Source organism: Streptomyces sp. NPDC051183 (genome assembly GCF_040682455.1).
Lineage (GTDB): Bacteria > Actinomycetota > Actinomycetes > Streptomycetales > Streptomycetaceae > Streptomyces.
Genome location: NZ_JBFBBA010000045.1, coordinates 24053 through 45908, shown reverse-complemented (window position 1 = coordinate 45908; position 21856 = coordinate 24053). Strand labels below are relative to the sequence as shown.

The 21856-nt window shown below is 72.9% G+C and carries 19 protein-coding genes; 13 read left to right on the top strand and 6 right to left on the bottom strand.

The genetic code is table 11. The features are described 5' to 3' along the window. Positions 1-107: 107 nt before the first annotated feature. The 3 genes from AB0M99_RS31070 to AB0M99_RS31060 form a co-directional block, all read right to left on the bottom strand. Positions 108-1850: a pyruvate dehydrogenase gene (locus tag AB0M99_RS31070; RefSeq protein WP_365926321.1), complete on the bottom strand. Its 1743-nt coding sequence runs from the start codon at positions 1848-1850 to the stop codon at positions 108-110. Between the two features lie 78 nt (positions 1851-1928). Continuing rightward, complete coding sequence (locus tag AB0M99_RS31065; protein WP_365926319.1) at positions 1929-3518, bottom strand: protein phosphatase 2C domain-containing protein; 1590 nt, start codon at positions 3516-3518, stop codon at positions 1929-1931. A 102-nt stretch (positions 3519-3620) separates the two neighbouring features. Continuing rightward, positions 3621-7397, bottom strand: coding sequence for a S8 family serine peptidase (locus tag AB0M99_RS31060; RefSeq protein ID WP_365926317.1), 3777 nt, complete (start codon positions 7395-7397; stop codon positions 3621-3623). Positions 7398-7594: 197 nt separating this feature from the next. Here AB0M99_RS31060 and AB0M99_RS31055 point away from each other — a divergent pair, with 197 nt between their 5' ends. From AB0M99_RS31055 to AB0M99_RS31045, 3 genes are all read left to right on the top strand, one after another. Further along, positions 7595-8572, top strand: coding sequence for a helix-turn-helix domain-containing protein (locus AB0M99_RS31055; RefSeq protein WP_365926315.1), 978 nt, complete (start codon positions 7595-7597; stop codon positions 8570-8572). 24 nt (positions 8573-8596) lie between these two features. Continuing rightward, positions 8597-9079, top strand: a complete 483-nt coding sequence (locus tag AB0M99_RS31050) for a DUF456 domain-containing protein (protein ID WP_365926313.1) — start codon at positions 8597-8599, stop codon at positions 9077-9079. A 113-nt stretch (positions 9080-9192) separates the two neighbouring features. Then, entirely contained in the window at positions 9193-9570 is a 378-nt protein-coding gene (locus tag AB0M99_RS31045) for a PPOX class F420-dependent oxidoreductase (protein ID WP_365926311.1), read from the top strand. Positions 9571-9722: 152 nt separating this feature from the next. Here AB0M99_RS31045 and rsgA read toward each other — a convergent pair whose 3' ends face one another. Then, the gene (rsgA, locus tag AB0M99_RS31040; protein WP_365926309.1) at positions 9723-10829 is read right to left on the bottom strand and encodes a ribosome small subunit-dependent GTPase A; all 1107 of its coding nucleotides are present in this window, start codon (positions 10827-10829) and stop codon (positions 9723-9725) included. A gap of 349 nt (positions 10830-11178) precedes the next feature. Between rsgA and AB0M99_RS31035 the strand changes: the two genes are divergently transcribed. Beyond that, a complete protein-coding gene (locus AB0M99_RS31035; RefSeq protein ID WP_365926307.1) occupies positions 11179-11577 on the top strand; it encodes a VOC family protein in 399 nt (132 codons plus the stop codon). Here AB0M99_RS31035 and AB0M99_RS31030 read toward each other — a convergent pair. After that, complete coding sequence (locus tag AB0M99_RS31030) at positions 11511-12242, bottom strand: helix-turn-helix domain-containing protein (RefSeq protein WP_365926305.1); 732 nt, start codon at positions 12240-12242, stop codon at positions 11511-11513. The two genes, AB0M99_RS31035 and AB0M99_RS31030, sit on opposite strands and share 67 nt — an antisense overlap. A 23-nt stretch (positions 12243-12265) precedes the next feature. Then, positions 12266-13381, bottom strand: coding sequence for a YihY/virulence factor BrkB family protein (locus AB0M99_RS31025; RefSeq protein ID WP_365926303.1), 1116 nt, complete (start codon positions 13379-13381; stop codon positions 12266-12268). Between the two features lie 17 nt (positions 13382-13398). Here AB0M99_RS31025 and AB0M99_RS31020 point away from each other — a divergent pair, with 17 nt between their 5' ends. The 9 genes from AB0M99_RS31020 to cysD all read left to right on the top strand — a co-directional run bounded on the left by AB0M99_RS31020 (position 13399) and on the right by cysD (position 21854). Next, complete coding sequence (locus AB0M99_RS31020) at positions 13399-15054, top strand: acyl-CoA dehydrogenase family protein (RefSeq protein ID WP_365926301.1); 1656 nt, start codon at positions 13399-13401, stop codon at positions 15052-15054. A gap of 360 nt (positions 15055-15414) precedes the next feature. Beyond that, positions 15415-16677: a GAF domain-containing protein gene (locus AB0M99_RS31015; protein ID WP_365926350.1), complete on the top strand. Its 1263-nt coding sequence runs from the start codon at positions 15415-15417 to the stop codon at positions 16675-16677. A 5-nt stretch (positions 16678-16682) separates the two neighbouring features. Next, a complete protein-coding gene (locus AB0M99_RS31010) occupies positions 16683-17246 on the top strand; it encodes a GNAT family N-acetyltransferase (RefSeq protein ID WP_365926299.1) in 564 nt (187 codons plus the stop codon). Positions 17247-17433: 187 nt separating this feature from the next. Further along, positions 17434-17517, top strand: coding sequence for a putative leader peptide (locus AB0M99_RS31005; RefSeq protein WP_312847410.1), 84 nt, complete (start codon positions 17434-17436; stop codon positions 17515-17517). 204 nt (positions 17518-17721) lie between these two features. Next, positions 17722-19434, top strand: a complete 1713-nt coding sequence (locus AB0M99_RS31000) for a nitrite/sulfite reductase (protein WP_365926297.1) — start codon at positions 17722-17724, stop codon at positions 19432-19434. Beyond that, complete coding sequence (locus tag AB0M99_RS30995) at positions 19431-19610, top strand: hypothetical protein (protein ID WP_053785636.1); 180 nt, start codon at positions 19431-19433, stop codon at positions 19608-19610. Before AB0M99_RS31000 ends, AB0M99_RS30995 begins: the two co-directional genes overlap by 4 nt. After that, positions 19607-20338 carry a phosphoadenylyl-sulfate reductase gene (locus AB0M99_RS30990; RefSeq protein WP_365926295.1) on the top strand — a complete coding sequence of 244 codons (732 nt, stop codon included), beginning with the start codon at positions 19607-19609 and terminating at the stop codon, positions 20336-20338. Before AB0M99_RS30995 ends, AB0M99_RS30990 begins: the two co-directional genes overlap by 4 nt. A gap of 35 nt (positions 20339-20373) precedes the next feature. Then, positions 20374-20919: an adenylyl-sulfate kinase gene (gene cysC / locus AB0M99_RS30985; RefSeq protein ID WP_365926293.1), complete on the top strand. Its 546-nt coding sequence runs from the start codon at positions 20374-20376 to the stop codon at positions 20917-20919. Further along, positions 20916-21854 carry a sulfate adenylyltransferase subunit CysD gene (gene cysD / locus AB0M99_RS30980; RefSeq protein WP_365926291.1) on the top strand — a complete coding sequence of 313 codons (939 nt, stop codon included), beginning with the start codon at positions 20916-20918 and terminating at the stop codon, positions 21852-21854. The genes cysC and cysD overlap by 4 nt, the downstream gene beginning before the upstream one ends. Positions 21855-21856 lie beyond the last annotated feature (2 nt).

Sequence of the window (21856 nt, the reverse complement as noted above, 5' to 3'; positions counted from 1 at the left end):
TCCCGCTCTTCGCCCCCACCCGCACGGCGATGTACCTCCCGTGTGCATTGCTCTCGAACAGGCCTACGGGATGCATGCCCGCCGGGGGAATCCGCACTCCTGCGGGCTTATGGGCGCGGCACGTTGCGGAGGTTGGATCGAGCCATCTGGATCATCCGGCCCACCCCGCCGTCCAGCACGATCTTGCTCGCGGACAGTGCGAAACCGGTCACCATCTCGGCACTGATCCTCGGGGGGATGGACAGCGCGTTGGGGTCCGTCACCACGTCCACCAGGGCGGGCCCCTTGTGCTTGAACGCGTCCTTCAAAGCCCCTGTGAGCTGCTTGGGCTTCTCCACGCGGACCCCGTAGGCCCCCGCCGCGCGCGCGATTGCGGCGAAGTCGGGGTTCTTATTCGTCGTTCCGTACGAAGGCAGGCCGGAAACCAACATCTCCAGCTCGACCATGCCGAGCGATGAGTTGTTGAAGAGGACCACTTTGACGGGCAGGTCGTACTGCACCAGGGTGAGGAAATCTCCCATCAGCATCGAGAAACCACCGTCGCCCGACATCGACACCACTTGACGACCGCGGTCGGTGAACTGTGCGCCGATGGCCTGCGGGAGGGCGTTGGCCATGGAGCCATGGCTGAAGGAGCCGATGATGCGCCGCTTACCGTTCGGGGAAAGATAGCGCGCCGCCCACACGTTGCACATGCCTGTATCCACGGTGAACACCGCGTTCTCGTCGGCCAGTTCGTCGAGCACGGCAGCCACGTACTCGGGATGGATCGGCGTGTGCTTCTCCACCTTGCGCGTGTACGCCTTCACCACCCCCTCCAGCGCGTCCGCGTGCTTCTTCAGCATCCGGTCGAGGAAGCGGCGGTCCGTCTTGGCCTTCACCCGGGTGTTCAGGGCGCGCAGGGTCTCCCGTACGTCGCCCCAGACCGCGAGGTCGAGCTTGGAGCGGCGGCCCAGGTGCTCGGGCCGGATGTCCACCTGCACGATCTTCACGTCGTCGGGGAGGAAGGCGTTGTAGGGGAAGTCTGTGCCGAGCAGGATCAGCAGGTCGCACTCGTGGGTGGCCTCGTAGGCCGCGCCGTAGCCGAGCAGCCCGCTCATGCCGACGTCGTACAGATTGTCGTACTGGATCCACTCCTTGCCGCGCAGGGCGTGCCCCACCGGGGCCTTGACCCGGCCGGCGAACTCCATGACCTCGGCGTGCGCCCCGGCGGTGCCGCTGCCGCAGAACAGGGTGACCTTGTCCGCTTCGTCGATCAGCCGGGTCAGCCTCTCGATCTCGCCCTCGCCGGGCCGCACCGTCGGCCGCGCGGTCACCAGCGCGTGCTCGACCGCCTTCTCCGGCGCCGGCAGGGAGGCGATGTCGCCGGGCAGCGAGACCACGCTGACCCCGCTGCGGCCGATGGCGTGCTGTACGGCGCTCTGCAGCAGCCGGGGCATCTGCTTCGGGTTGGAGATCAGCTCGCTGTAGTGGCTGCACTCACGGAACAACTGGTCGGGGTGGGTCTCCTGGAAGTAGCCGAGGCCGATCTCGCTGGAGGGGATGTGCGAGGCGAGCGCGAGGACGGGGGCCATGGAGCGGTGGGCGTCGTACAGGCCGTTGATCAGGTGGAGGTTGCCGGGGCCGCAGGAGCCCGCGCAGGCGGCGAGGCTCCCGGTGATCTGGGCCTCGGCGCCGGCCGCGAAGGCGGCGGTCTCCTCGTGCCGGACCTGGATCCACTCGATGCCGCCCGTCCGGCGGATCGCGTCGACGACCGGGTTCAGGCTGTCCCCGACGACTCCGTACATCCGCCGCACACCCGCGCGCACGAGGATGTCGACGAACTGCTCCGCCACGTTCTGTCTGGCCATGGAGGGGGCGCCCTTTCCGGTCCGGCTCTGCCGCTGCCTCTGCCGTGTGCGCCTCCCATCCACGCATGCCCCGGGCGGTTACGCCTCCCAGACCGCGGCGGCCGTCCGGTCGTCGGCGTACCCCTTGAGCCGGAGCTGGGCGTCCGCGAGGAAGGCCGCGAGGCCCGGCGGCTCCCCCTCGGACCAGCGCGCCGCGAGCTCGGCGGCGAGCAGCCCCTCCTCGCGCATCGGGTCCGCGAGACCGCCCGAGCAGAGCAGCACGGTGTCGCCGGGGCGGGCCACCGAAGCCCGGAAGAGGAACGGGATCCCGCCCTCCGCGCCGGTGGCCTCCTTGCCCGGGTCCTCGTCCGGGCCGGCCGGCTCCAGGTCCTGCCAGCGCCCTTCGCGCAGCCGGAACAGCCCGCCCGCACCGGCGCCGAAGGCGACCCGGGTGCGGCACTGCGGGTCCACCGGGAGCAGCAGCCCGCGCAGCCCCGCGGTGTACGCCGCCTCCTCCAGGCCCAGCTCGGCGGCGCGGGCCCGCAGCCGCCCGTAGCCCCGGTCGGTGAGCCGCTGGAGCCCCGAGCGCAGGGCGTCGCGCCGCCCGGCCCGGATGTCGTCGGCCAGCCGCTCCTGGCTCCGGCCGACGGCCGCGGCGACCGTACGGCACACCTCGGCGGCGGCCGCCGCTGCCCCGGGGGCGGCCCGGTCGCCGCCGGCCAGCGCGACCAGGACCAGGGCGTCGGGGCCGGTGCCGAAGCGGGCGGTGAGCAGGAAGTCCCGGCGGGCCTCGCCCCGGAAGCGGGCGGAGTCCCCGCGCAGGGAGGCGGCGCGCAGGGTGTAGCTCCCGTAGCGGGCCCCCTCCAGGACCGTGTCGGGGGTCATCGCGTCGAGCGCGGCCGGGTCGGCGGCGGGCAGGGCCCCGGGCTCGGCGGCGTAGGTCGGGGCGCGGTCGCCGAGGTGGCGCACCTCGGGGCGCTCGCGCGGGTCCGGCGACGGCGGTTCGGCCGGGGCGGCGGGAGCGGCGGGGGCCGTCGGGGTGGCGGCCGCGGGCGGTACGGGCACCACGACCGTCTCGGCTTCGGGCCGGGTAGCGGGGGCCTCGGGGGCGGCGGCGGACGCCGGCGGCTGCGGCCCCCAGCTCCACACGGGCAGTTCGGCGGGGGCGGCGGGCGGCTCGGGCTCCTCCGCGGGCGGCGCAGGCGGAACCGCCACGTCCCCCAGGGCGTACCACGTCGGCCCGCCCTCGCGCGGGTCGCGCGGCGGCGGCAGCAGCGGCCCGGGCGGCGGGAGCGGAGACGGCGGGGGCGGGGGCGGCGGTACGGCCTCCTGCCGGGGCCCCGGCACCACGGACCCGGCGTGCCGGCGGTCCGCGGCCCCCGTTCCGGCCGCCGGCAGCGCTCCCGCTCCGGGCACCGCTCCGGGCACCGTTCGGGCTCCCGCTCCGGACGCCGCCCCGGTCGCCGCCCCGGTCGCCGCTGCGGCGTCCGTTCCGGCCTCCGCGGAGTCCGGCGCGGGTGCGGGCCCCGGACCGGCCGCCGGGTCCGTCACCAGCACCGCCGCCGAGCGGAAGCGGTGGTCCAGGGTGTCGGTGTCGCCAGGATCCCCGGCGGCGGCTTCCGCCCCCGGGTCCGGGTCCTCGTAGAGCTTCTGCCACCAGTCGTCCGCGCCCGCGCCCTGCTGACTCATGCCCCTATTGTCGGCCTCCGGCCGGGGCGGAAAACGCCGAATGCACGAAAAGGGCCCACCGGACCGCCGTCCGGTGGACCCTTCCCGCTCCAGTCGTACGACCTAACGGATGTCGTACGCCCGCGCTACCGTCTGGGTGACGGAAGCGCCGTTCGTGTCGGTCAGCTCGACCTTGAGCGTGACCGGCTTTCCGGAGGCGCCGGCGTGGTCGACGGTCGCGGTCCACTTGCCGCCGCGCTCGCTCACCTCGGCCTCGGTCCAGTTCTCGCCGTCGTAGGAGTACGACAGCTTCGCGGACTTCAGCGCGCCGGGCGCGTAGCCCGCGTGCCCGGTGGCGCTCAGGCCGATGCTCTGGCCGTCGGCAGCCGCCACCGTCTTCATGCCGTCCAGGGGGGCCGCGTACCGCGGGAAGAGGATCGGCAGGCCCTGGGAGTACGCCGACGCGTCGAGCTTCGAGGTGAAGCCCCAGGTGGTCCGGACCGCGGTGGACCGCTGCCAGACGCGCGACGGCGGGCCGATCTTCTCGATGGACTGGGTCAGTTCGTACCGGCTTTCCTCGGCCGGGACCTCGAAGACCCCGAACGGGTACCAACTGTCCCCGATGACCTCGCCGTTCCGCTTGAGCTGGAGCCCGCCGATGTCACCGAAGGAGCCGGGTTGCGCGTAGTGGCCCGAGTCGCCCCACATGGCGGGGGCGAAGCCGATCAGGCCGCCCTGCCGCTCGGCCGCCAGGGCCTCCTTGCCGGTGCGGTCGCGCGGGGCGACCGGCCCGGTCACGCCGTCGTACCAACTTGCCTTGCTCTTCTGGCCCTTGGTGTAGGTGTGCTGCTCCCCGGTCATGAACTCGCCCCAGGGGAAGCTGCTGGAGAGGATCTGGTCCCAGGCCGTGTCCCCGGCGGTGTAGTACTCGGTCCGCCTGCCGGGGGCCGCGACGGTCTCGATGCTGCCGAAGTAGACCGCGCTGCCGATGGGCCGGTAGGCGCCGGCCAGGTCGATGAAGTCCGCCGCCACGCCCATGGAGTTGTAGGTGGACTCCACCTGTCCGAGCTCGCGGTCGCGCACCTTGTAGGTGTGGTCGCCCTGCACCTGCCCGGTCTCCGGGAAGGCGAGGGAGTAGACGTACGGGCTCTTCGCCGTGCCCTTCCAGGACAGCGAGACCTTGCCCGCCGCCAGCCTGTCCAGCAGGGCCTTGCCCTCGGCCGCCTCGACGGCCAGCGCGGGCAGCACGCTCGCGAAGCCGGTGGAGGGGACCCAGCGGCCCGGGGTCTCGCGGTAGGCGAGCACCGCCTTGGCGCCGGCCTCCCTGGCGTTCTGCGCCACCTCGTAGAGCGACCCGTCCGCGGCCTTGACCAGGGCGACCGCTCCCCCGGCGCCGGCCGCGGCCAGTTCCTCGGGGGTGCCCGCGCCGGCGTCGACCAGGGGCGCGGTGCCGGTTCCGTCGAGGTTCTCGCTGCCGGTGGTCGCGGTGATCGGGTGCAGGACCGGGCCCCCGACGGCCTTCAGCTCGGTGAGCACCGGTGCCGCGGCCCGCCAGTAGCTGCCGAACTCGAACTCGCCTTCCTTGGCGCGGCCTTCGACCGAGGCGTAGTAGCCGCGGATGGTCCGGCCGCCCATGGCGGTCCCGGCGTGCAGCCACACGCCGTCCCAGCTGCGGGCGAAGCCGAGGGTGGTGTTGCGGGCCTCCAGCGGCTTGTCGCCCTCGATGCCCAGGCGCCCCGCCCTGCGGGCGTCCAGCACGATCACGGTGTCCTTCTTCACCTCCACCTGCGGTCGGCCCAGGTAGGTGATCGAGTCGAACATCGGGTGGTCGCCGGTCTCACCGGCGTCCGGGGTGCCGACGAAGGCGGAGAGGAAGTACGAGCCCGGGCGCACCCGGTAGACCTGGTCCGCGGCGCCGTCGTTGAAGCGGCGCTCGCCGCTGGCGTCGTCGGTGCCGATGACGTCCAGGGACGAGGGTCCGGCGGCCGGCCGGCCCGCGCGGTCGACGAGCTTGACCCGCAGGGTGACCGTCTCCGGCTCCACGTAGAGGGAGAAGGGGGTGGAAACGCGCACGCCGTTCGCCGTCGCGACGACGCGGCCGGTGACGTCCCCGTACTGGGAGCGCTCCAGCTTCGCGGACGGGTCGAGGGCGAGCGGCACCCTGACGGTGGCGCCGGCCGGGACGGTGACCGTCCGCCTGTCGAGCCGGGCGACCTGGCCGCGGACGGCCGAGCCGTCGTTGCCGGTGACCTTCTCCACGGAGAGGTTCAGCGTGACCGGCGCCTTGCCCGTGTTGGTGTACGGGACCTCGACGCTCGTGCGGTCGCTGCGGTCCTGCGGCCAGTTGTACGTGCCGCCCTGCACGGCGGGGGCGCCGGTGACCGTGGCGTCGAGCGCGGCCTTGACGTCGAGGCGGCCGCCGCCGGTCTCCCGTACGTCACCGGGGACGGCGGTGTTCGCCGAGCCGACCAGGGCGGCCTTGACCTGCTGCCCGGTCCAGTCGGGGTGGCGCTGCTTGAGGACGGCGGCGGCGCCCGCGACGTGCGGGGTGGCCATCGAGGTGCCGGACATGCCCTGGTAGGCGTACACCCCGCGGCCGCCCATGGCGGCGGCCGAGATGCCGACGCCGGGGGCGGCGATCTCGGGCTTGAGGGTGTGCTGGAGGCCGGCCGGGCCCCGGCTTGAGAAGACGGCCGTGGTGTCGTCCCGGTCAACGGCGCCCACGGTCAGCGCGCTGGGCGCGCAGCCGGGCGAGGAGACCGTGTTGTTGCCGGGGCCGGAGTTGCCCGCGGCGATGACGAACAGCGGGCCCTGTTGGGACAGCTTCTCGGCGGCCGCGGCGAGCGGGTCGTCGCAGGCGGTCTGGGACGGGTCTCCCAGGCTCATCGAGACCACGTCGGCCTTGGACTCGACGGCCCACTCCATGCCCGCGATGATCCACGAGTCCAGGCCGTAGCCCTGGTCGTTCAGGACCTTGCCGCTGAGCAGCTCGGCGCCGGGGGCGACGCCCTTCCTGGCGCCGCCGCTCTCCGCGCCGGAGCCGCCGACGGTGGAGATGGTGTGGGTGCCGTGGCCCTGCCGGTCGGCGTCGGTGTCGGAGTCGGTGAAGTTCTTCGACCCGGCGACCCGGCCCTTGAGGTCGGGGTGTTCGAGGTCGGTGCCGGTGTCCAGGACGGCGACCTTGGTGCCCTTGCCGTCGTATCCGGCGGCCCAGGCGGCAGTGGCGTTGACCTGCTTGGTGGACCGCTCCAGGTTCGCCCGCACCTTGCCGTCCAGCCACAGCTTCTTCAGCCCGCCGGGCGCGGCGGAGCGGGAGCGGGCGTCCACGGCGGCGCCGGTGACCTCGGCCCAGAACTCGGCGGCGTGCTGCTTGTCGGCGGCGAGCGCGACACCGCCGATGGAGCCGAGGACGAGGGAGCGCTCGGCGCCGCGGGGCGCGGGCGGGGTGCTGCGCGCGAGGTTCACCGAGCCGTCGTAGACCGCGATGAGCGGGAGCTTCTTGGCGTGCGCGTCGTCGTAGCCCTGCCGAATCAGGCCGGTGACGTTGAAGAGTTCCTCGTCCACCTTGCCGGCGGCGAGGGCCTTGGCCGCGCTCTGCGGGTAGACGTAGAGGTCCTTGCCCGACTGGCGGGTCTGCACCAGCGGCTGCGAGCCGTCCTCGCGGGGCATCGCCGTGGCGGCGGTGCGTCCCGCGGCGTCGGTGGAGACCAGGATCCGGTCACCGGTGACCAGCGTCACGGTGACGGGCGCGGAGGGCTGCTTTCCGGCCGCCTCGCTGCCCACGACCGGTCTTCCGTCCGGCGCTCCGTCGCGCGGCTGTGCCGCGGACGGGCCGATGGCGGTGACGGCCAGGACGGCCGAGACGGCCGCTCCCAACGCCGTACGCGATATCGGACGCATCGCTCTCCCCAGGTGAATTCCGGCCAACTACTGCATTGCACGGCAAAGGCGCCGCGTAAATGGCTTCTGGCCAGCGGATGTTGGTGCTGCGGTGGCGTCACCTTGGCAGAGAGCCGGGGGGTGCGGCGATGATGTCGGCGGCGGGTTTGCGCCGTGGCCGCTTCCCGCCAGGCACGGTCGAAAGGTGGGGTGGACGGATGCTGGGTGCGATAGGCCTCGACGAGGGCCAGGAGTCGGCGTACCGCGCGCTGGTGGCACTGGGGGCGGCGGAGGTGCCCGACCTCGCGCACCGGCTGGCCCTGCCGGTGCCGCAGACGGAACGGGCCCTGCGGCACCTGGAGCGGCACGGGCTCGCGGCGCAGTCCTCGGCCCGGCCGGGCCGCTGGGTGGCGGCCCCGCCCGCGGTGGCGCTGGGCGCGCTCCTGACCCAGCAGCGGCACGAGCTGGAGCAGGCCGAACTGGCGGCGGTGCTCCTGGCGGAGGAGTACCGGGCGGAGGCGGCCGAGCCGGCCGTGCACGACCTGGTGGAGGTCGTGACGGGCGCGAGCGCGGTGGCGCACCGCTTCCACCAGCTCCAGCTCGGCGCGGTGGAGGAGGTGTGCGCGCTGGTCAGCGGCCGGCCGCAGGTGGTCACGGGTACGGACAACGAGGCGGAGGACCGGGCCGCCGTACGGGGCGTCGCGTACCGGGTGGTCATCGAGCGCGAGGTGCTGACGACGCCCAACGGGATCCGGGAGGCTTCCACGGCGCTCGCCCGGGGGGAGCGGATCAGGGTGACGGGCCAGGTGCCGACGAAGCTGGTGATCGCGGACCGGACGCTGGCGATGGTGCCGCTGACCGCGCGGGGCGCGGAGCCGGCGGCGCTGGTGGTGCACGCGTCGGGGCTGCTGGAATCGCTGATGGGCCTGTTCGAGGCGGTGTGGCGGGAGGCGCTGCCGCTGCGGCTGGGTTCCACGGGCCACGCGGAGGAGGGCGACGGCGGCCCCGACGAGACGGACCTGGAGGTCCTGTCCCTGCTCCTGGCGGGGATGACGGACGCGAGCGTGGCGAAGCACCTGGAGCTGGGGCTGCGGACAGTACAGCGGCGGGTCAAGGGCCTGATGGAGCTCTCCGGGGTGACGACGCGGCTCCAGTTGGGCTGGCACGCGTACGAGAAGGGCTGGGTGGCCCGGTAGCCCCTGGTCGGGCAGGCTGGGCAGATGGGTCTGCCTCAGCTGCTCCTGGTGGGGCTGGTGCTGCTGCTCGGGGTGCTCGGGGTCCTCGTCCCGGGTGTGCCGGGGACCTGGCTGGTCTGGGCGGGGCTCATGTGGTGGGCGCTGCACGAGCGGTCGGGGGTGGCGTGGATCCTGCTGGTCTCGGCGACGGCCCTGCTGCTGGTGGTCCAGGTGGTTAAGTGGCAACTCCCGCCGAGGCGGCTGCGCGGCGTCGGCGTCACCCCCCGGATGGCGGCGTACGCGGGTGCGGGCGCGGTCCTGGGCTTCGTGCTGGTGCCGGTCGTGGGGGCCGTGCCGGGCTTCGTCGGCGGCATCTACCTGTGCGAGCGCCTGCGCCTCGGCACGCACGGCGAGGCGCGGGCCTCGGTCCGCACGGTGATGCGGGCGGTGGGCACGAGCGTGCTGGTGGAGCTGTTCGCGTGCCTGCTGGTGGTCGGGGCGTGGGTGGGCGCGGTGGTGTGGTCCTAGGCGACCGTCCCAGGCGACCACCCTGGGAGACCGGGCCAGGAGACCGTCCTAGGCGATCGGCCTAGGGCCTGCGCCCGATGCGGGAGCCCGGGGCGCCTGCGAGGGTGGGCGGCATGACGGACTTCAAGGGGTTCAGCGAGACGGAGCTGGCGTACCTGCGCTCCCAGCACCTGGGGCGGCTGGCGACGGTGGACGCGGCCGGGCAGCCGCAGGCGAACCCGGTGGGGTTCTTCCCGCAGGACGACGGGACGGTCCTGGTGGGCGGGATGGCGATGGGCACGACGAAGAAGTGGCGCAACCTGGCCGCGAACCCGCGGCTGTCACTGGTCGTGGACGACCTGGTCAGCACCCGCCCGTGGCGGGTGCGCGGGATCGAGATCCGCGGACACGCCACGCTGGAGGTCGGCCCGCACGCCCTGGGCCCGCACTTCAGCCCGGAGGTCATCCGCATCCACCCCGACCGCGTCCTGTCCTGGGGCCTCGACACCTGATCCTCCGGGTGTACGGAGCCGGTCGCGCCCGTGAGGACGGGGCCCTCGCGCCCGTGAGGACGGTGCCCGTGCGGGCCCCGTCCTCGGGAAAGGCGGTGTCCGGGGCGCCCGCCGGGGCGGCCGGAGCCGCGCCGGCGGGCGCCCGGGACGGGTCAGGCGCGGCCGTTGCGCTTGGCCGCGTAGTTCGCGCGGCCCTCCGCCGACTTCATGCGCCAGTCCCGGGCGATCTCCGCGCGCAGCCGCGCGTCCGTCTTCGCGACGATCCGCTGGTTCTCCCGGAGCAGCTTGCGGTAGCTCTCCAGCCGCCGTTCGGGCAGTTCGCCCGATTCCAGGGCCGCCAGCACCGCGCAGCCCGGCTCCGCCTCGTGCGCGCAGTCGTGGAAGCGGCACCGCTCCGCGAGGTCCTCGATCTCCGAGAAGACCTGCCCGACGCCCGCCTCCGCGTCGTAGAGCCCGACGCCGCGCAGCCCGGGGGTGTCGATCAGGACGCCGCCGCCCGGCAGGACCAGGAGGTTGCGGGTCGTCGTGGTGTGACGGCCCTTGCCGTCGACCTCACGCGTCTCCTGGACCTCCATCACATCGTCCCCGAGCAGTGCGTTGGCCAGCGTGGACTTGCCCGCGCCGGAGATGCCGAGGAGCACGCTCGTACCGCCCGAGACGACCGCGGCGAGCACGTCCGTGCCCTCCCCGGTGTGCGAGGAGACGGTGAGCACCTGGACGCCCGGCGCGGCCGCCTCGACGTCCTGGACCAGGTGTCCGAGGGTGACCGGGTCCGGGACGAGGTCCGCCTTGGTCAGGACGACCAGCGGCTGCGCCCCCGATTCCCAGGCGAGCGCGAGGAACCGCTCGATACGGCCGAGGTCCAGTTCCACGGCGAGCGACACCGCGATGATCGCGTGGTCGACGTTCGCGGCGAGGATCTGCCCCTCGGACCGCTGGGAGGAGGTGGACCGCACGAAGGCGGTCCGGCGCGGCAGGTACACCTTCACGTAGCGCGGATTGCCGTGCGCCTCCACCACCGCCCAGTCCCCGGTGCAGATGACCCGGAGCGGGTCGTGGGGGGTGACGAAGGCGGTGTCGGCGCGGACGATGCCGTCCGCCGTCATGACGTCGCACTGGCCGCGGTCGACCCGTACCACCCGGCCGGGCACGAGGCCCTGCTCGGTGTACGGGGTGAACTCGGCCTCCCAGGCGTCGTCCCAGCCGAAGGGGGCCAGAGCGTGCGAGAGGGAAGCCTGCGGGAAAGAAGAGAAAGACAAGGGAAACCCTTCACAGGGTGGCCCCGGCGGCGTGCGCTGCTACAGAGCGCGGGAGAAGAGAGAGGTCAGCCGGAGACCACGGAAGTGACATTGACGGTCTTCTGAGTGCGGGCAACGCCCTGCGCCATGACAGTCATCAATGAACTCACCTCCGGGTTCTACGACGTGCCGACCGATGTGCCGACATGCGGTCCCACGCCGTCCGGCGGGAACGACCACACGGTAACAAGCCCCGTCGGACGGATGCCACTTCTTTTTCCACGTCGTTTTCCACGTCCTTTTCCGGGGCCTTCCTTCCGCGTCCGATTCCTTCAAGACCTCCGGCCGCCCCCGCTCCTAACCTGGCGGCATGACTCCCCGACTCGACATGATCGGCCTGGTCGTCACCGACATGGCCGCCTCGCTCGCCTTCTACCGCCGCCTCGGGCTGGACGTCCCGGCCGAGGCCGACGCCCAGCCGCACGTCGAGGCCGTACTGCCGGGCGGGCTGCGGATCGGCTGGGACACGGAGGAGGTCATCCGCTCCTTCGACCCGTCCTGGACCCGGCCCGCCGGTGACGGCCGGGTGGGACTGGCCTTCCTGTGCGACTCCCCCGCCGCGGTGGACGCCCTGTACGCCGAGCTCACCGCCGCGGGCCACCCGGGCCACCTGAAGCCCTGGGACGCCTTCTGGGGCCAGCGCTACGCCGTCGTACTGGACCCGGACGGCAGCGGGGTCTCGCTGTTCGCCGCGCTCGCCGCCGCGTAGGCCGCCGGCGTGGTGCCGGCCAGCGCCCGCACCTCACGGGTGTAGTGGGCCTGGTCGGCGTACCCGGCGCGGTGCGCGACCTCCGCCGGGGGCAGCCCGCGGCGGGCCAGGGCCAGCGCCCGCTGGAGCCGCAGCACCCGCCCCAGGGTCCGCGGGCCGTACCCGAACGCGTCGAGCGAGCGCCGGTGCAGCTGGCGTTCCCCGAGGCCGACCGCCGCGGCGACGGCGGCGACCGCCTCCCCCGCGCCGAGCCTGGCCGCCACCTCCGCGGCCAGCGGGTCGGGCGGTCCGCTCAGCGCGGTGCGGGCGCGGGCCAGCTCCTCCAGTCCCGCGCGGGGGTCCCCGTACGAGGCGATCCGCTCGGCGCGGCGCCGTACCTCGGGGCCGGGCCACAGGTCGGCCAGCTCCACCCGCCGGTCGCGCAGTTCCCGGGCCGGTACGCCGAGCAGCGCGGGCGCGGTCCCGGGGGCGAGGCGGAGCCCGGCGAAGGCGGAGCCGGGCACCTCCCCGGCGGGGTGCGGCCCGGTGTCGGGTCCGGCGACCAGCAGCCGCCCGTCCGCCCAGAGCAGGTCCATGCACCCGTCGGGCAGCACCACGCCGCCCGCGCCGCCGGCGCGCCACAGCACGGCCCCGGGGACCAGGCGCGAGCGGTGTTCCTCGTACACGGACCTCACGTTACGCGGCGGGCTCAGTGCTTGCGCAGGCGCGAGTGGTAGTCCTCGGGCGGCAGGAAGTTCGACCAGCGTTCGGGGAACTCCGACGGCATGCCGCCGTCCTCGTCGTCCTCCGACTCGCCCTCGGCCAGGGCCCGCCAGGCGGCGGCCCGGGCGACGAGCTGGGCGGCCTCGGCCTCGCGGGCGCGCTCGTTGGCCTCGCGCGCCGCGGCCGTGGCGACCGAGGGCCAGACCCGGTCGATCGCGGCGTTGACGGCGGCGCCGACGAGGACCGCGAAGGCCGAGATGCCGATCCACAGCAGGACGGCCACCGGCGCCGCGAGGGAGCCGTAGATCGTCGGCCCCTCGACGGTGTTGGTGAGGTAGATCCGCAGCAGGAACGAGCCGAGCACCCACATGGCGAGGGCCACGAGCGCGCCGGGCACGTCCTCGATCCACGGCGAGCGCACGGGGACGGAGACGTGGTAGAGCGTCGTCAGGAAGACGATGGACAGCAGGGTGACGGTCGGCCAGTAGAGCACCGCGATCACGCTGGTGCCCCAGGGCACCAGGCGGACGACGGCGTCCGGCCCCACCACCATCAGCGGCAGCACGACGGCGCCGATCACCAGCGCGACCACGTAGAGGACGAAGGCCAGCAGCCGGGTCTTGACGATGCCGCGCTGGCCGTCGAGCCCGTACATCACGGTGATGGTGTCGATGAAGACGTTCACCGCGCGGGAGCCCGACCACAGGGCGAAGGCGAAGCCGAGCGAGATGAGGTCGGGCCGCCCGCGCCCCGTCACGTCGTCGAGCATCGGCTTGGCGATGTCGTTGACGCCCCGGTCGGACAGCACCGTGCCGACCGCCCCGAGGATGTTCTCCTCGATGCTGGCCACCGTCGTCTTGCCCGTCCAGCCGTCCACGTAGCCCAGGAGGCCGAGCAGGCCGAGGAAGAGCGGGGGCAGTGAGAGGAGCGTGAAGAAGGCCGCCTCGGCGGCGAGCCCGAGGATCCGGTACTCGATGCACGAATTGACGGTGTCCTTCAGCAGCAGCCAGCCCATCTTCCGCTTCGAGACGTTGCGGTAGAGGGCTCGGGCCCGATGGAGCCGTCCTGGGATCCGCTCGGGTGTTTCTTTTGCTGGCTGCACGTCCTTACGGTATCGGCATGGCAGCCACCACCCACACAGTCACCAACCAGGCCCCACCCCTTGTGGGCTACGACGTCTACGCAGGCGACCGTGCCCTCAGCGAGGGCGTGGAGCGGCATCTCGCGGGCGCGGACCCCGAACTCCTCGGCGGGGTAAGGCAAGAGCTCACCGACCTCGGGCGGGCCGCGGGTTCCGCGCAGGCCCAGCTCTGGGGTGCGCAGGCGAACGAGAATCCGCCCAAGCTGCGGACGCACGACCGTTACGGCAACCGGATCGACGAGGTGGAGTTCCACCCGGCCTGGCACCGGCTGCTGGGGCACGCCGTGTCGGCGGGGCTGACCGATGCGTGGGGGCGGCCGGCCGGTCATCTGCGCCGCGCGGCCGGGTTCTTCGTGTGGTCGCAGGCGGAGGCGGGGCACGGCTGCCCGGTCTCGATGACGCACGCGGCGGTGCCCACCCTGCGGACCGATCCGGAGCTGGCCGCCGAATGGGAGCCGCGGCTGACCTCGCACGTGTACGAGGAGGGCCTGCGGCCGGCCGGGCAGAAGGCCGGGGTGCTGTTCGGCATGGGGATGACGGAGAAGCAGGGGGGCAGCGACGTACGGGCGAACACGACGGCGGCCGTGCCGCTGGACGCTCCGGGCGAGTACCTGCTGACGGGTCACAAGTGGTTCTGCTCGGCGCCGATGTCGGACGGGTTCCTGGTGCTGGCGCAGGTGGCGCGGGGCGGGAAGGACAACCTGACGTGCTTCCTGGTGCCGCGGGTGCTGCCGGACGGGACGCGGAACGTGTTCGCGATCCAGCGGCTGAAGGACAAGCTGGGCAACAAGTCGAACGCTTCGAGTGAGGTGGAGTTCGACGGGACGTGGGCGCGGCGGGTGGGCGAGGAGGGCCGCGGGGTGCGGACCATCATCGAGATGGTCGCGGCGACCCGGCTGGACTGTGTGATCGGTTCGGCCTCGCTGATGCGGCAGGCGCTGACACAGGCCGTGCACCACGCGGAGCACCGCTCTGCTTTCGGAGCACCGCTCATCAACCAGCCGCTGATGCGCAACGTGCTGGCCGACCTCGCCCTGGAGTCCGAGGCCGCCACCACGCTGACGCTGCGCCTGGCGGCCGCGTACGACGCCGGGACCGAGCAGGAGAAGGCCTTCCTGCGGCTCGCGGTGCCCGCCGCGAAGTACTGGGTGACCAAGCGCTGTACGCCGATGGTCGCGGAGGCCCTGGAGTGTCTGGGCGGCAACGGCTACGTAGAGGAGTCCGGCCTGCCCAGACTGCTGCGCGAATCCCCGCTGAACTCCATCTGGGAGGGTTCGGGCAACGTCCAGGCCCTGGACGTACTGCGCGCCCTCCAGCGGGAGCCGCAGGCGCTGAACGCGTTCCTCCAGGAGGTCGGGCTGGCCCGGGGCGCCGACCACCGGCTGGATTCGGCCATCAAGAACCTGCTGACCGAGCTCGCCGACCTGGACGGCATCGAGGCGCGGGCCCGCCGGGTCGTGGAGCGCATGGCGCTGGTCCTGCAGGGCTCGCTGCTGGTGCGCTGGGCCCCGCCCGAGGTGGCGGACGCGTTCTGCGCCTCCCGGCTGGGCGGCGACTGGGGCGCGGCCTTCGGCACGCTGCCGCACAGCCTCGACCTGGGGGCGGTGGTGGAACGGGCTCGGATCACGGGCTAGCGGAAGTCCCCAAACCCCCGCGAGCCGGGATCCGGACCCGTTGACCTGGAGCAGGGGTGGCGCCGCGCCGACTCGGCACCACCCCTGATCCGAGAAGCCCCGAGGAGGAGCTGTCACGCCGCTCAGCGACGTCCGGACAGTTTCGGTCGACCGACCGGGACTTGGCGAGAGTTGCATACCGTTGCAACCTTTGAGTCGGAACCACCCGCCGTTCGTGCCGGGGAAGCGGCACGAACGGATCGCCCGGGCGGCATCCGTCGGCATCCGTCGGCATCCGTCGGCAGGGGCTCTGTTCCTCACGGGGAGGTTCCGGTGGCCAACACCGCACACAGCGCGGTCGATGTGGCGCGCATCTCGGCCATGGACGCGCGGGAGGCCGCGCGTCTGCTCAAGGGAGTACGGGCGGCCGCGCTGGCGGGCTGCCGGCCGCCGGCGGCCCCACGGCCGGAGATCGCCGAGTCCTGGCGCCGCATGCTGGCCGGCGGGGTGCACCCGGACCGTGACCAGCGCTCCCGGATGCTGTCCGCCGCCGAGACCGAGGAGCGGCGCCAGACCTCGCCGCTGCGCGAGCTCCTGCCGGTGCTGCGCGAGGGGCTGCTGCCCGAGCTGGACGAGGCCCTGCACATCATGGTCGTCGCCGACGCGGACGGCCGGCTGCTGTGGCGGGAGGGGCACAGCTCGATCCTGCGCAAGGCGGACCGGCTCGGCTTCGCGGTGGGCGCCGACTGGGACGAGGCCGTGGTCGGCACGAACGGGGTGGGCACCGCCCTGGTGACCCGGCGGCCGGTCCAGGTGTTCTCGGCGGAGCACTTCGTCTCCAGCCACCATGACTGGACCTGCGCGGGGGCTCCCGTACGGGACCCCAGGGACGGGCAGCTGCTGGGCGTGATCGACGTCAGCGGGCCGCTGGCGACCATGCACCCGGCGACGCTGGCGTGGGTGAGCTCGGTGGCCCGGCTCGCCGAGCGGGAGCTGCGGGTGCGGCACCTGGAGTCGCTGGAGCGGCTGCGGTGCGTGGCGGCCCCGCTGCTGGCCCGGTTCCCGGGGCGGGCCATGGCGGTGGACCCGAACGGCTGGACCGCGGCCGTGACGGGGCTGGCGCCCGCGGACCGGATCCCGCTGCCGAAGTCCTTCGGGCCGGGCCGGGTGTGGGTGCCGCAGCTCGGTGACTGCCTGGTGGAGCCCCTGCCGGGCGGCTGGCTGCTGAGCGTGACGGAGGAGCGGCGGGACGCGGCGGCCGCGCGGGTGGTGCTCGACCTCAGCCGGGCCGGGTCCTGCTCGGCGACGGTGTACGGGGCGGCCGGGAGCTGGTCGCAGGAGCTGAGCCCACGCCATGCCGAGCTGCTGTTCCTGCTGGCGGAGTCGCCGCGGGGGCGTTCGGCGGCGGAGCTCTCGGCGGAGCTGTTCGGCGACCCGACGCGCACGGTGACGGTGCGCGCGGAGCTGTCGCGGGTGCGCCGCCACCTGTCCGGGGTGCTGACGCACCGGCCGTACCGCTTCGCGGAGGACGTGGAGGTGGAGCTGATCCGCCCCGAGGACCCCGCAGCCCTGCTGCCGCACTCCACGGCGCCCGCGGTGATCAGGGCCCGCCTGGGCCGGACGGGGCCGGGCATGATTCGCTGAGCACCATGAGCACCATCACTCTCACCACCTGGTCCCTGGAAATGACCTCGCCGCAGGACCTGGTCCCGGCGGCCGTTCCCGGCCCGGAGATCACCATCGCCCGGGCGGCGGTCCCCTCGCCCGAGTTCAGCCGCTTCCTCTACGCCTCGGTGGGCGGCGACATCCACTGGACGGACCGGCTGTCCCTGACCCGGGCGCAGTGGGTGAAGCAGCTGGGGCGGCCCGGCGTGGAGACGTGGGTGGCATACGACCGGGGCACGCCGGCCGGGTACGTGGAATTCGACCCGCAGCCGGACGGTGTGGTGGAGATCATGTACTTCGGCCTGCTGCCGGACTTCCGGGGGCGCCGGATCGGCGGGCACCTGCTGTCGGTGGGCATCGCCCGGGCCTGGTCCCTCGCCGAGCGCTGGCCCGCGCTGGAGCCGACCCGGCGGGTCTGGCTCCACACATGCAGCCAGGACGGCCCGACGGCGATGGACAACTACCTGCGCCGCGGCTTCAAGCTGTTCCGTACCGAGACGGAAACCAAGGAGGACGCTCCCACCCCCGGCCCCTGGCCCGGCGCGTAGCCCGTCCGGGGAGGTATCCGGGAACTCGGCACGCGGCCCGCGCGGCGGCGGAAAACGGCTCCCCCGCAGGGGTGACGGGGGCGGACCAAGGGTGACCCCCGTCACCCCATCCCATGATCCGAGACGACATCGTCCGCATCATGGACAGTAGTGGACTCCTCCAATCGCCCCATGACACGCTTCCGCCATGAACGGAGCTGGAATTGCCTTGGTGAGTCGGCGGCACGTCGACCTCGGCCGCATGTCCAGCGCCATCTGTCCGGCGCGCTGACGGAACCAGCCACCGCCGCACAGCGCCTCCACGCAGCCGTCGTGGACGCGCCACCACTCGCAAGTCCCCTGTAGGCCGAACACCGCCCTGAGCACCGGCACAACCGGAAAAAGCGGCGGCGATCAGCCACACCCGCTCCGCGCCCAGGGGTCACGCCGCCCTCCCCTGCCCCCGCCCCGAGCCGCCGAAGAAGGACGTACCGCCATGGCCGCCACCACCGAACCGACCGCAGCAGCCGCGCCCGCAGCCGCCGCCGCGCGCCGCAAGACCGGCCGTCACCGCGGTGAGGGCCAGTGGGCCGTCGGACACCACACGCCCCTCAACGGCAACGAGCAGTTCAAGAAGGACGACGACGGTCTCAACGTGCGGACACGCATTGAGACGATCTACTCCCAGCGCGGCTTCGACTCGATCGACCCCAACGACCTGCGCGGCCGCATGCGCTGGTGGGGCCTCTACACCCAGCGCAAGCCCGGGATCGACGGCGGCAAGACCGCGATCCTGGAGCCGGAGGAGCTGGACGACAAGTACTTCATGCTGCGCGTGCGCATCGACGGCGGCCGGCTGACCACCGAGCAGCTGCGCGTCATAGGCGAGATCTCCGAGGAGTTCGCGCGCGGCACCGCCGACCTCACCGACCGCCAGAACGTGCAGTACCACTGGATCCGGATCGAGGACGTCCCGGAGATCTGGCGCCGTCTGGAGGCCGTCGGCCTCTCCACCACCGAGGCCTGCGGTGACACGCCCCGCGTCATCCTCGGTTCGCCCGTGGCCGGCATCGCCCGGGACGAGATCATCGACGGCACGCCCGCCATCGATGAGATCTACCGCCGCATCGTGGGCAACAAGGACTTCTCGAACCTGCCCCGCAAGTTCAAGTCCGCCATCTCCGGTTCGCCGCTGCTCGACGTGGCGCACGAGATCAACGACATCGCCTTCGTCGGCGTGAACCACCCCGAGCACGGCCCCGGCTTCGACGTCTGGGTCGGCGGCGGTCTCTCCACCAACCCCAAGCTCGGCGTGCGCCTGGGCACCTGGGTCTCGCTCGACGAGGTCCCGGACGTCTACGAGGGCGTCATCTCGATCTTCCGCGACTACGGCTACCGCCGGCTGCGCACCCGCGCCCGCCTGAAGTTCCTCGTCGCCGACTGGGGCCCGGCCAAGTTCCGCCAGGTCCTGGAGGACGAGTACCTGAAGCGCAAGCTGACCGACGGCCCCGCGCCCGAGCAGCCCAGCGGCCAGTGGCGCGACCACGTCGGCGTCCACCAGCAGCAGGACGGCCGCTTCTACGTCGGCTTCGCGCCCCGCGTGGGCCGCGTCGACGGCGCCACCCTGACCAAGATCGCGGACGTGGCCGAGCAGCACGGCTCCGGCCGCCTGCGCACCACGGCCGAGCAGAAGATGGTCGTCCTCGACATCGAGGCGGACCGCGTCGACTCGGTCGTCGCGGCCCTGGAGGCGCTGGACCTGCGGGTCAACCCGTCCCCGTTCCGCCGCGGCACGATGGCCTGCACCGGCATCGAGTTCTGCAAGCTGGCCATCGTCGAGACGAAGGCGCGCGGCGCCTCGCTGATCGACGAGCTGGAGCGCCGCCTGCCGGACTTCGCCGAGCCGCTCACCATCAACATCAACGGCTGCCCGAACGCCTGCGCACGTATCCAGGTGGCGGACATCGGTCTCAAGGGCCAGCTGGTCCTGGACGACGACGGCAACCAGGTGGAGGGCTACCAGGTCCACCTGGGCGGCGCCCTCGGCCTGGAGGCCGGCTTCGGCCGCAAGGTCCGCGGCCTCAAGGTGACCTCGGCCGGTCTGCCCGACTACGTCGAGCGGGTCGTCAAGAGCTACGAGGAGCAGCGCGAGGACGGCGAGCGCTTCGCGGCGTGGGTCGCCCGCGCGGACGAGAAGAGCCTCTCGTGAGCGAGCGCGCCGCACCGTTCTACTGCCCGTACTGCGGCGACGAGGACCTGTTTCCCAACGAAACGGGTCACGGCGCGTGGGAATGCCGAGCCTGCAACCGAGCCTTCCAGCTGAAGTACCTCGGGCTGCTGGCCCGGGGCGTTCAGTCCAACACCGCTGGAGGGGACGAGATATGACGACTACTCAGGAAACCCGGGAAGAGGTTCACGGGAGCCGCGGGACGCGCGACCTCAAGGCACTGGCCGAGCAGGCGGGCCGGGACCTGGAGGACGCCTCCCCCCTGGAGATCCTCACCTGGGCCGCCGAGACCTTCGGCCGCAAGTTCGCCGTGACCTCCTCCATGGAGGACGCGGTCGTCGCCCACCTGGCCTCCCGCGCCTTCCCCGGCGTGGACGTGGTCTTCCTCGACACGGGCTACCACTTCGAGGAGACCATCGGCACCCGCGACGCGGTCGAGGCCGTGATGGACGTCAACGTCATCACGCTCACCCCGCGCCGGACGGTGGCCGAGCAGGACGCCGAGTACGGCCCCAAGCTGCACGACCGCGACCCCGACCTGTGCTGCGCACTGCGCAAGGTCAAGCCCCTGGAAGAGGGCCTGACCGCGTACGAGGCGTGGGCGACGGGGCTGCGCCGCGACGAGTCCCCGACCCGGGCGAACACCCCGGTGGTCGGCTGGGACGAGAAGCGGCAGAAGGTCAAGATCTCCCCGATCGCCCGCTGGACCCAGGACGACGTGGACGCCTACGTGCTGGAGCACGGGGTGCTCACCAACCCGCTGCTGATGGACGGTTACGCCTCCGTCGGATGCGCGCCCTGCACCCGCCGCGTCGCGGAGGGCGAGGACGCCCGGGCCGGCCGCTGGGCCGGGCGGGCCAAGACCGAGTGCGGACTGCACGGCTGATGACCGAACTCGACGAATCTACGGAGACACAGCAGATGAGCGTGAGCGACCAGGGCGCCACCGTGTGGCTGACCGGGCTGCCGAGCGCGGGCAAGACCACCATCGCCTACGCGCTGGCCGAGCGGCTGCGCGCCGAGGGCCACCGCGTGGAGGTCCTCGACGGCGACGAGATCCGCGAGTTCCTCTCGGCCGGCCTCGGTTTCAGCCGCGAGGACCGGCACACCAACGTGCAGCGGATCGGCTTCGTCGCCGAACTGCTGGCCAGCAACGGCGTCAAGGCCCTCGTGCCGGTGATCGCGCCGTTCGCGGACAGCCGCGAGGCCGTCCGCAAGCGGCACGCCGCCGAGGGCACCTCGTACCTGGAGGTCCACGTGGCCACCCCGGTCGAGGTCTGCTCGGAGCGTGACGTGAAGGGCCTGTACGCCAAGCAGGCGGCGGGCGAGATCTCCGGTCTGACCGGGGTCGACGACCCGTACGAGGCGCCGGACGCCCCGGACCTCCGTATCGAGTCGCACACGCAGTCCGTGCAGGAGTCGGCCTCGGCCCTCCACGCACTGCTCACCGAGAGGGGCCTGGCATGACGACCACCGTCGCCCACCTGCACGACGAGACCGACGCGCCGTACGCGCTGTCGCACCTCGACGCCCTCGAATCCGAGGCGGTGCACATCTTCCGTGAGGTGGCGGGCGAGTTCGAGAAGCCGGTGATCCTGTTCTCCGGCGGCAAGGACTCCATCGTCATGCTGCACCTGGCGCTCAAGGCCTTCGCGCCCGCGCCGGTCCCCTTCACGCTCCTGCACGTCGACACCGGGCACAACTTCCCCGAGGTCCTGGAGTACCGCGACCGCACCGTCGAGAAGCACGGCCTGCGCCTGCACATCGCGTCCGTCCAGGACTACATCGACGCCGGCAAGCTGCGCGAACGCCCCGACGGCACCCGCAACCCCCTCCAGACCGTCCCCCTCACCGAGGCGATCCAGCAGCTGAAGTTCGACGCCGTCTTCGGCGGCGGCCGCCGCGACGAGGAGAAGGCCCGCGCCAAGGAACGCGTCTTCTCCCTGCGCGACGAGTTCTCCCAGTGGGACCCCCGCCGCCAGCGCCCCGAACTGTGGCAGCTCTACAACGGCCGCCACGCCCCCGGCGAGCACGTCCGCGTCTTCCCCCTCTCCAACTGGACCGAGCTCGACGTCTGGCAGTACATCGCCCGCGAAGGCATCGAACTGCCCGAGATCTACTTCGCCCACGAGCGCGAGGTCTTCCAGCGCAACGGCATGTGGCTCACCGCCGGCGAATGGGGCGGCCCGAAGGAGAACGAGACGCCCGAGACGCGTCTCATCCGCTACCGCACCGTCGGCGACATGTCCTGCACCGGCGCCGTCGACTCCGACGCCGCCACGCTGGACGCCGTGATCGCCGAGATCGCCGTCTCCCGGCTCACCGAGCGGGGCGCGACCCGCGCCGACGACAAGATGTCCGAGGCCGCGATGGAAGACCGCAAGCGCGAAGGGTACTTCTAGAA

Bases quoted from the DNA above. Each gene is read 5' to 3' on its own strand.
- AB0M99_RS31070 (WP_365926321.1), bottom strand. From the start codon at position 1,850: ATGGCCAGACAGAACGTGGCGGAGCAGTTCGTCGACATCCTCGTGCGC.
- AB0M99_RS31065 (WP_365926319.1), bottom strand. From the start codon at position 3,518: ATGAGTCAGCAGGGCGCGGGCGCGGACGACTGGTGGCAGAAGCTCTAC.
- AB0M99_RS31060 (WP_365926317.1), bottom strand. From the start codon at position 7,397: ATGCGTCCGATATCGCGTACGGCGTTGGGAGCGGCCGTCTCGGCCGTC.
- AB0M99_RS31055 (WP_365926315.1), top strand. From the start codon at position 7,595: ATGCTGGGTGCGATAGGCCTCGACGAGGGCCAGGAGTCGGCGTACCGC.
- AB0M99_RS31050 (WP_365926313.1), top strand. From the start codon at position 8,597: ATGGGTCTGCCTCAGCTGCTCCTGGTGGGGCTGGTGCTGCTGCTCGGG.
- AB0M99_RS31045 (WP_365926311.1), top strand. From the start codon at position 9,193: ATGACGGACTTCAAGGGGTTCAGCGAGACGGAGCTGGCGTACCTGCGC.
- AB0M99_RS31035 (WP_365926307.1), top strand. From the start codon at position 11,179: ATGACTCCCCGACTCGACATGATCGGCCTGGTCGTCACCGACATGGCC.
- AB0M99_RS31020 (WP_365926301.1), top strand. From the start codon at position 13,399: ATGGCAGCCACCACCCACACAGTCACCAACCAGGCCCCACCCCTTGTG.
- AB0M99_RS31015 (WP_365926350.1), top strand. From the start codon at position 15,415: ATGGACGCGCGGGAGGCCGCGCGTCTGCTCAAGGGAGTACGGGCGGCC.
- AB0M99_RS31010 (WP_365926299.1), top strand. From the start codon at position 16,683: ATGAGCACCATCACTCTCACCACCTGGTCCCTGGAAATGACCTCGCCG.
- AB0M99_RS31005 (WP_312847410.1), top strand. From the start codon at position 17,434: ATGAACGGAGCTGGAATTGCCTTGGTGAGTCGGCGGCACGTCGACCTC.
- AB0M99_RS31000 (WP_365926297.1), top strand. From the start codon at position 17,722: ATGGCCGCCACCACCGAACCGACCGCAGCAGCCGCGCCCGCAGCCGCC.
- AB0M99_RS30990 (WP_365926295.1), top strand. From the start codon at position 19,607: ATGACGACTACTCAGGAAACCCGGGAAGAGGTTCACGGGAGCCGCGGG.
- cysC (WP_365926293.1), top strand. From the start codon at position 20,374: ATGAGCGTGAGCGACCAGGGCGCCACCGTGTGGCTGACCGGGCTGCCG.
- cysD (WP_365926291.1), top strand. From the start codon at position 20,916: ATGACGACCACCGTCGCCCACCTGCACGACGAGACCGACGCGCCGTAC.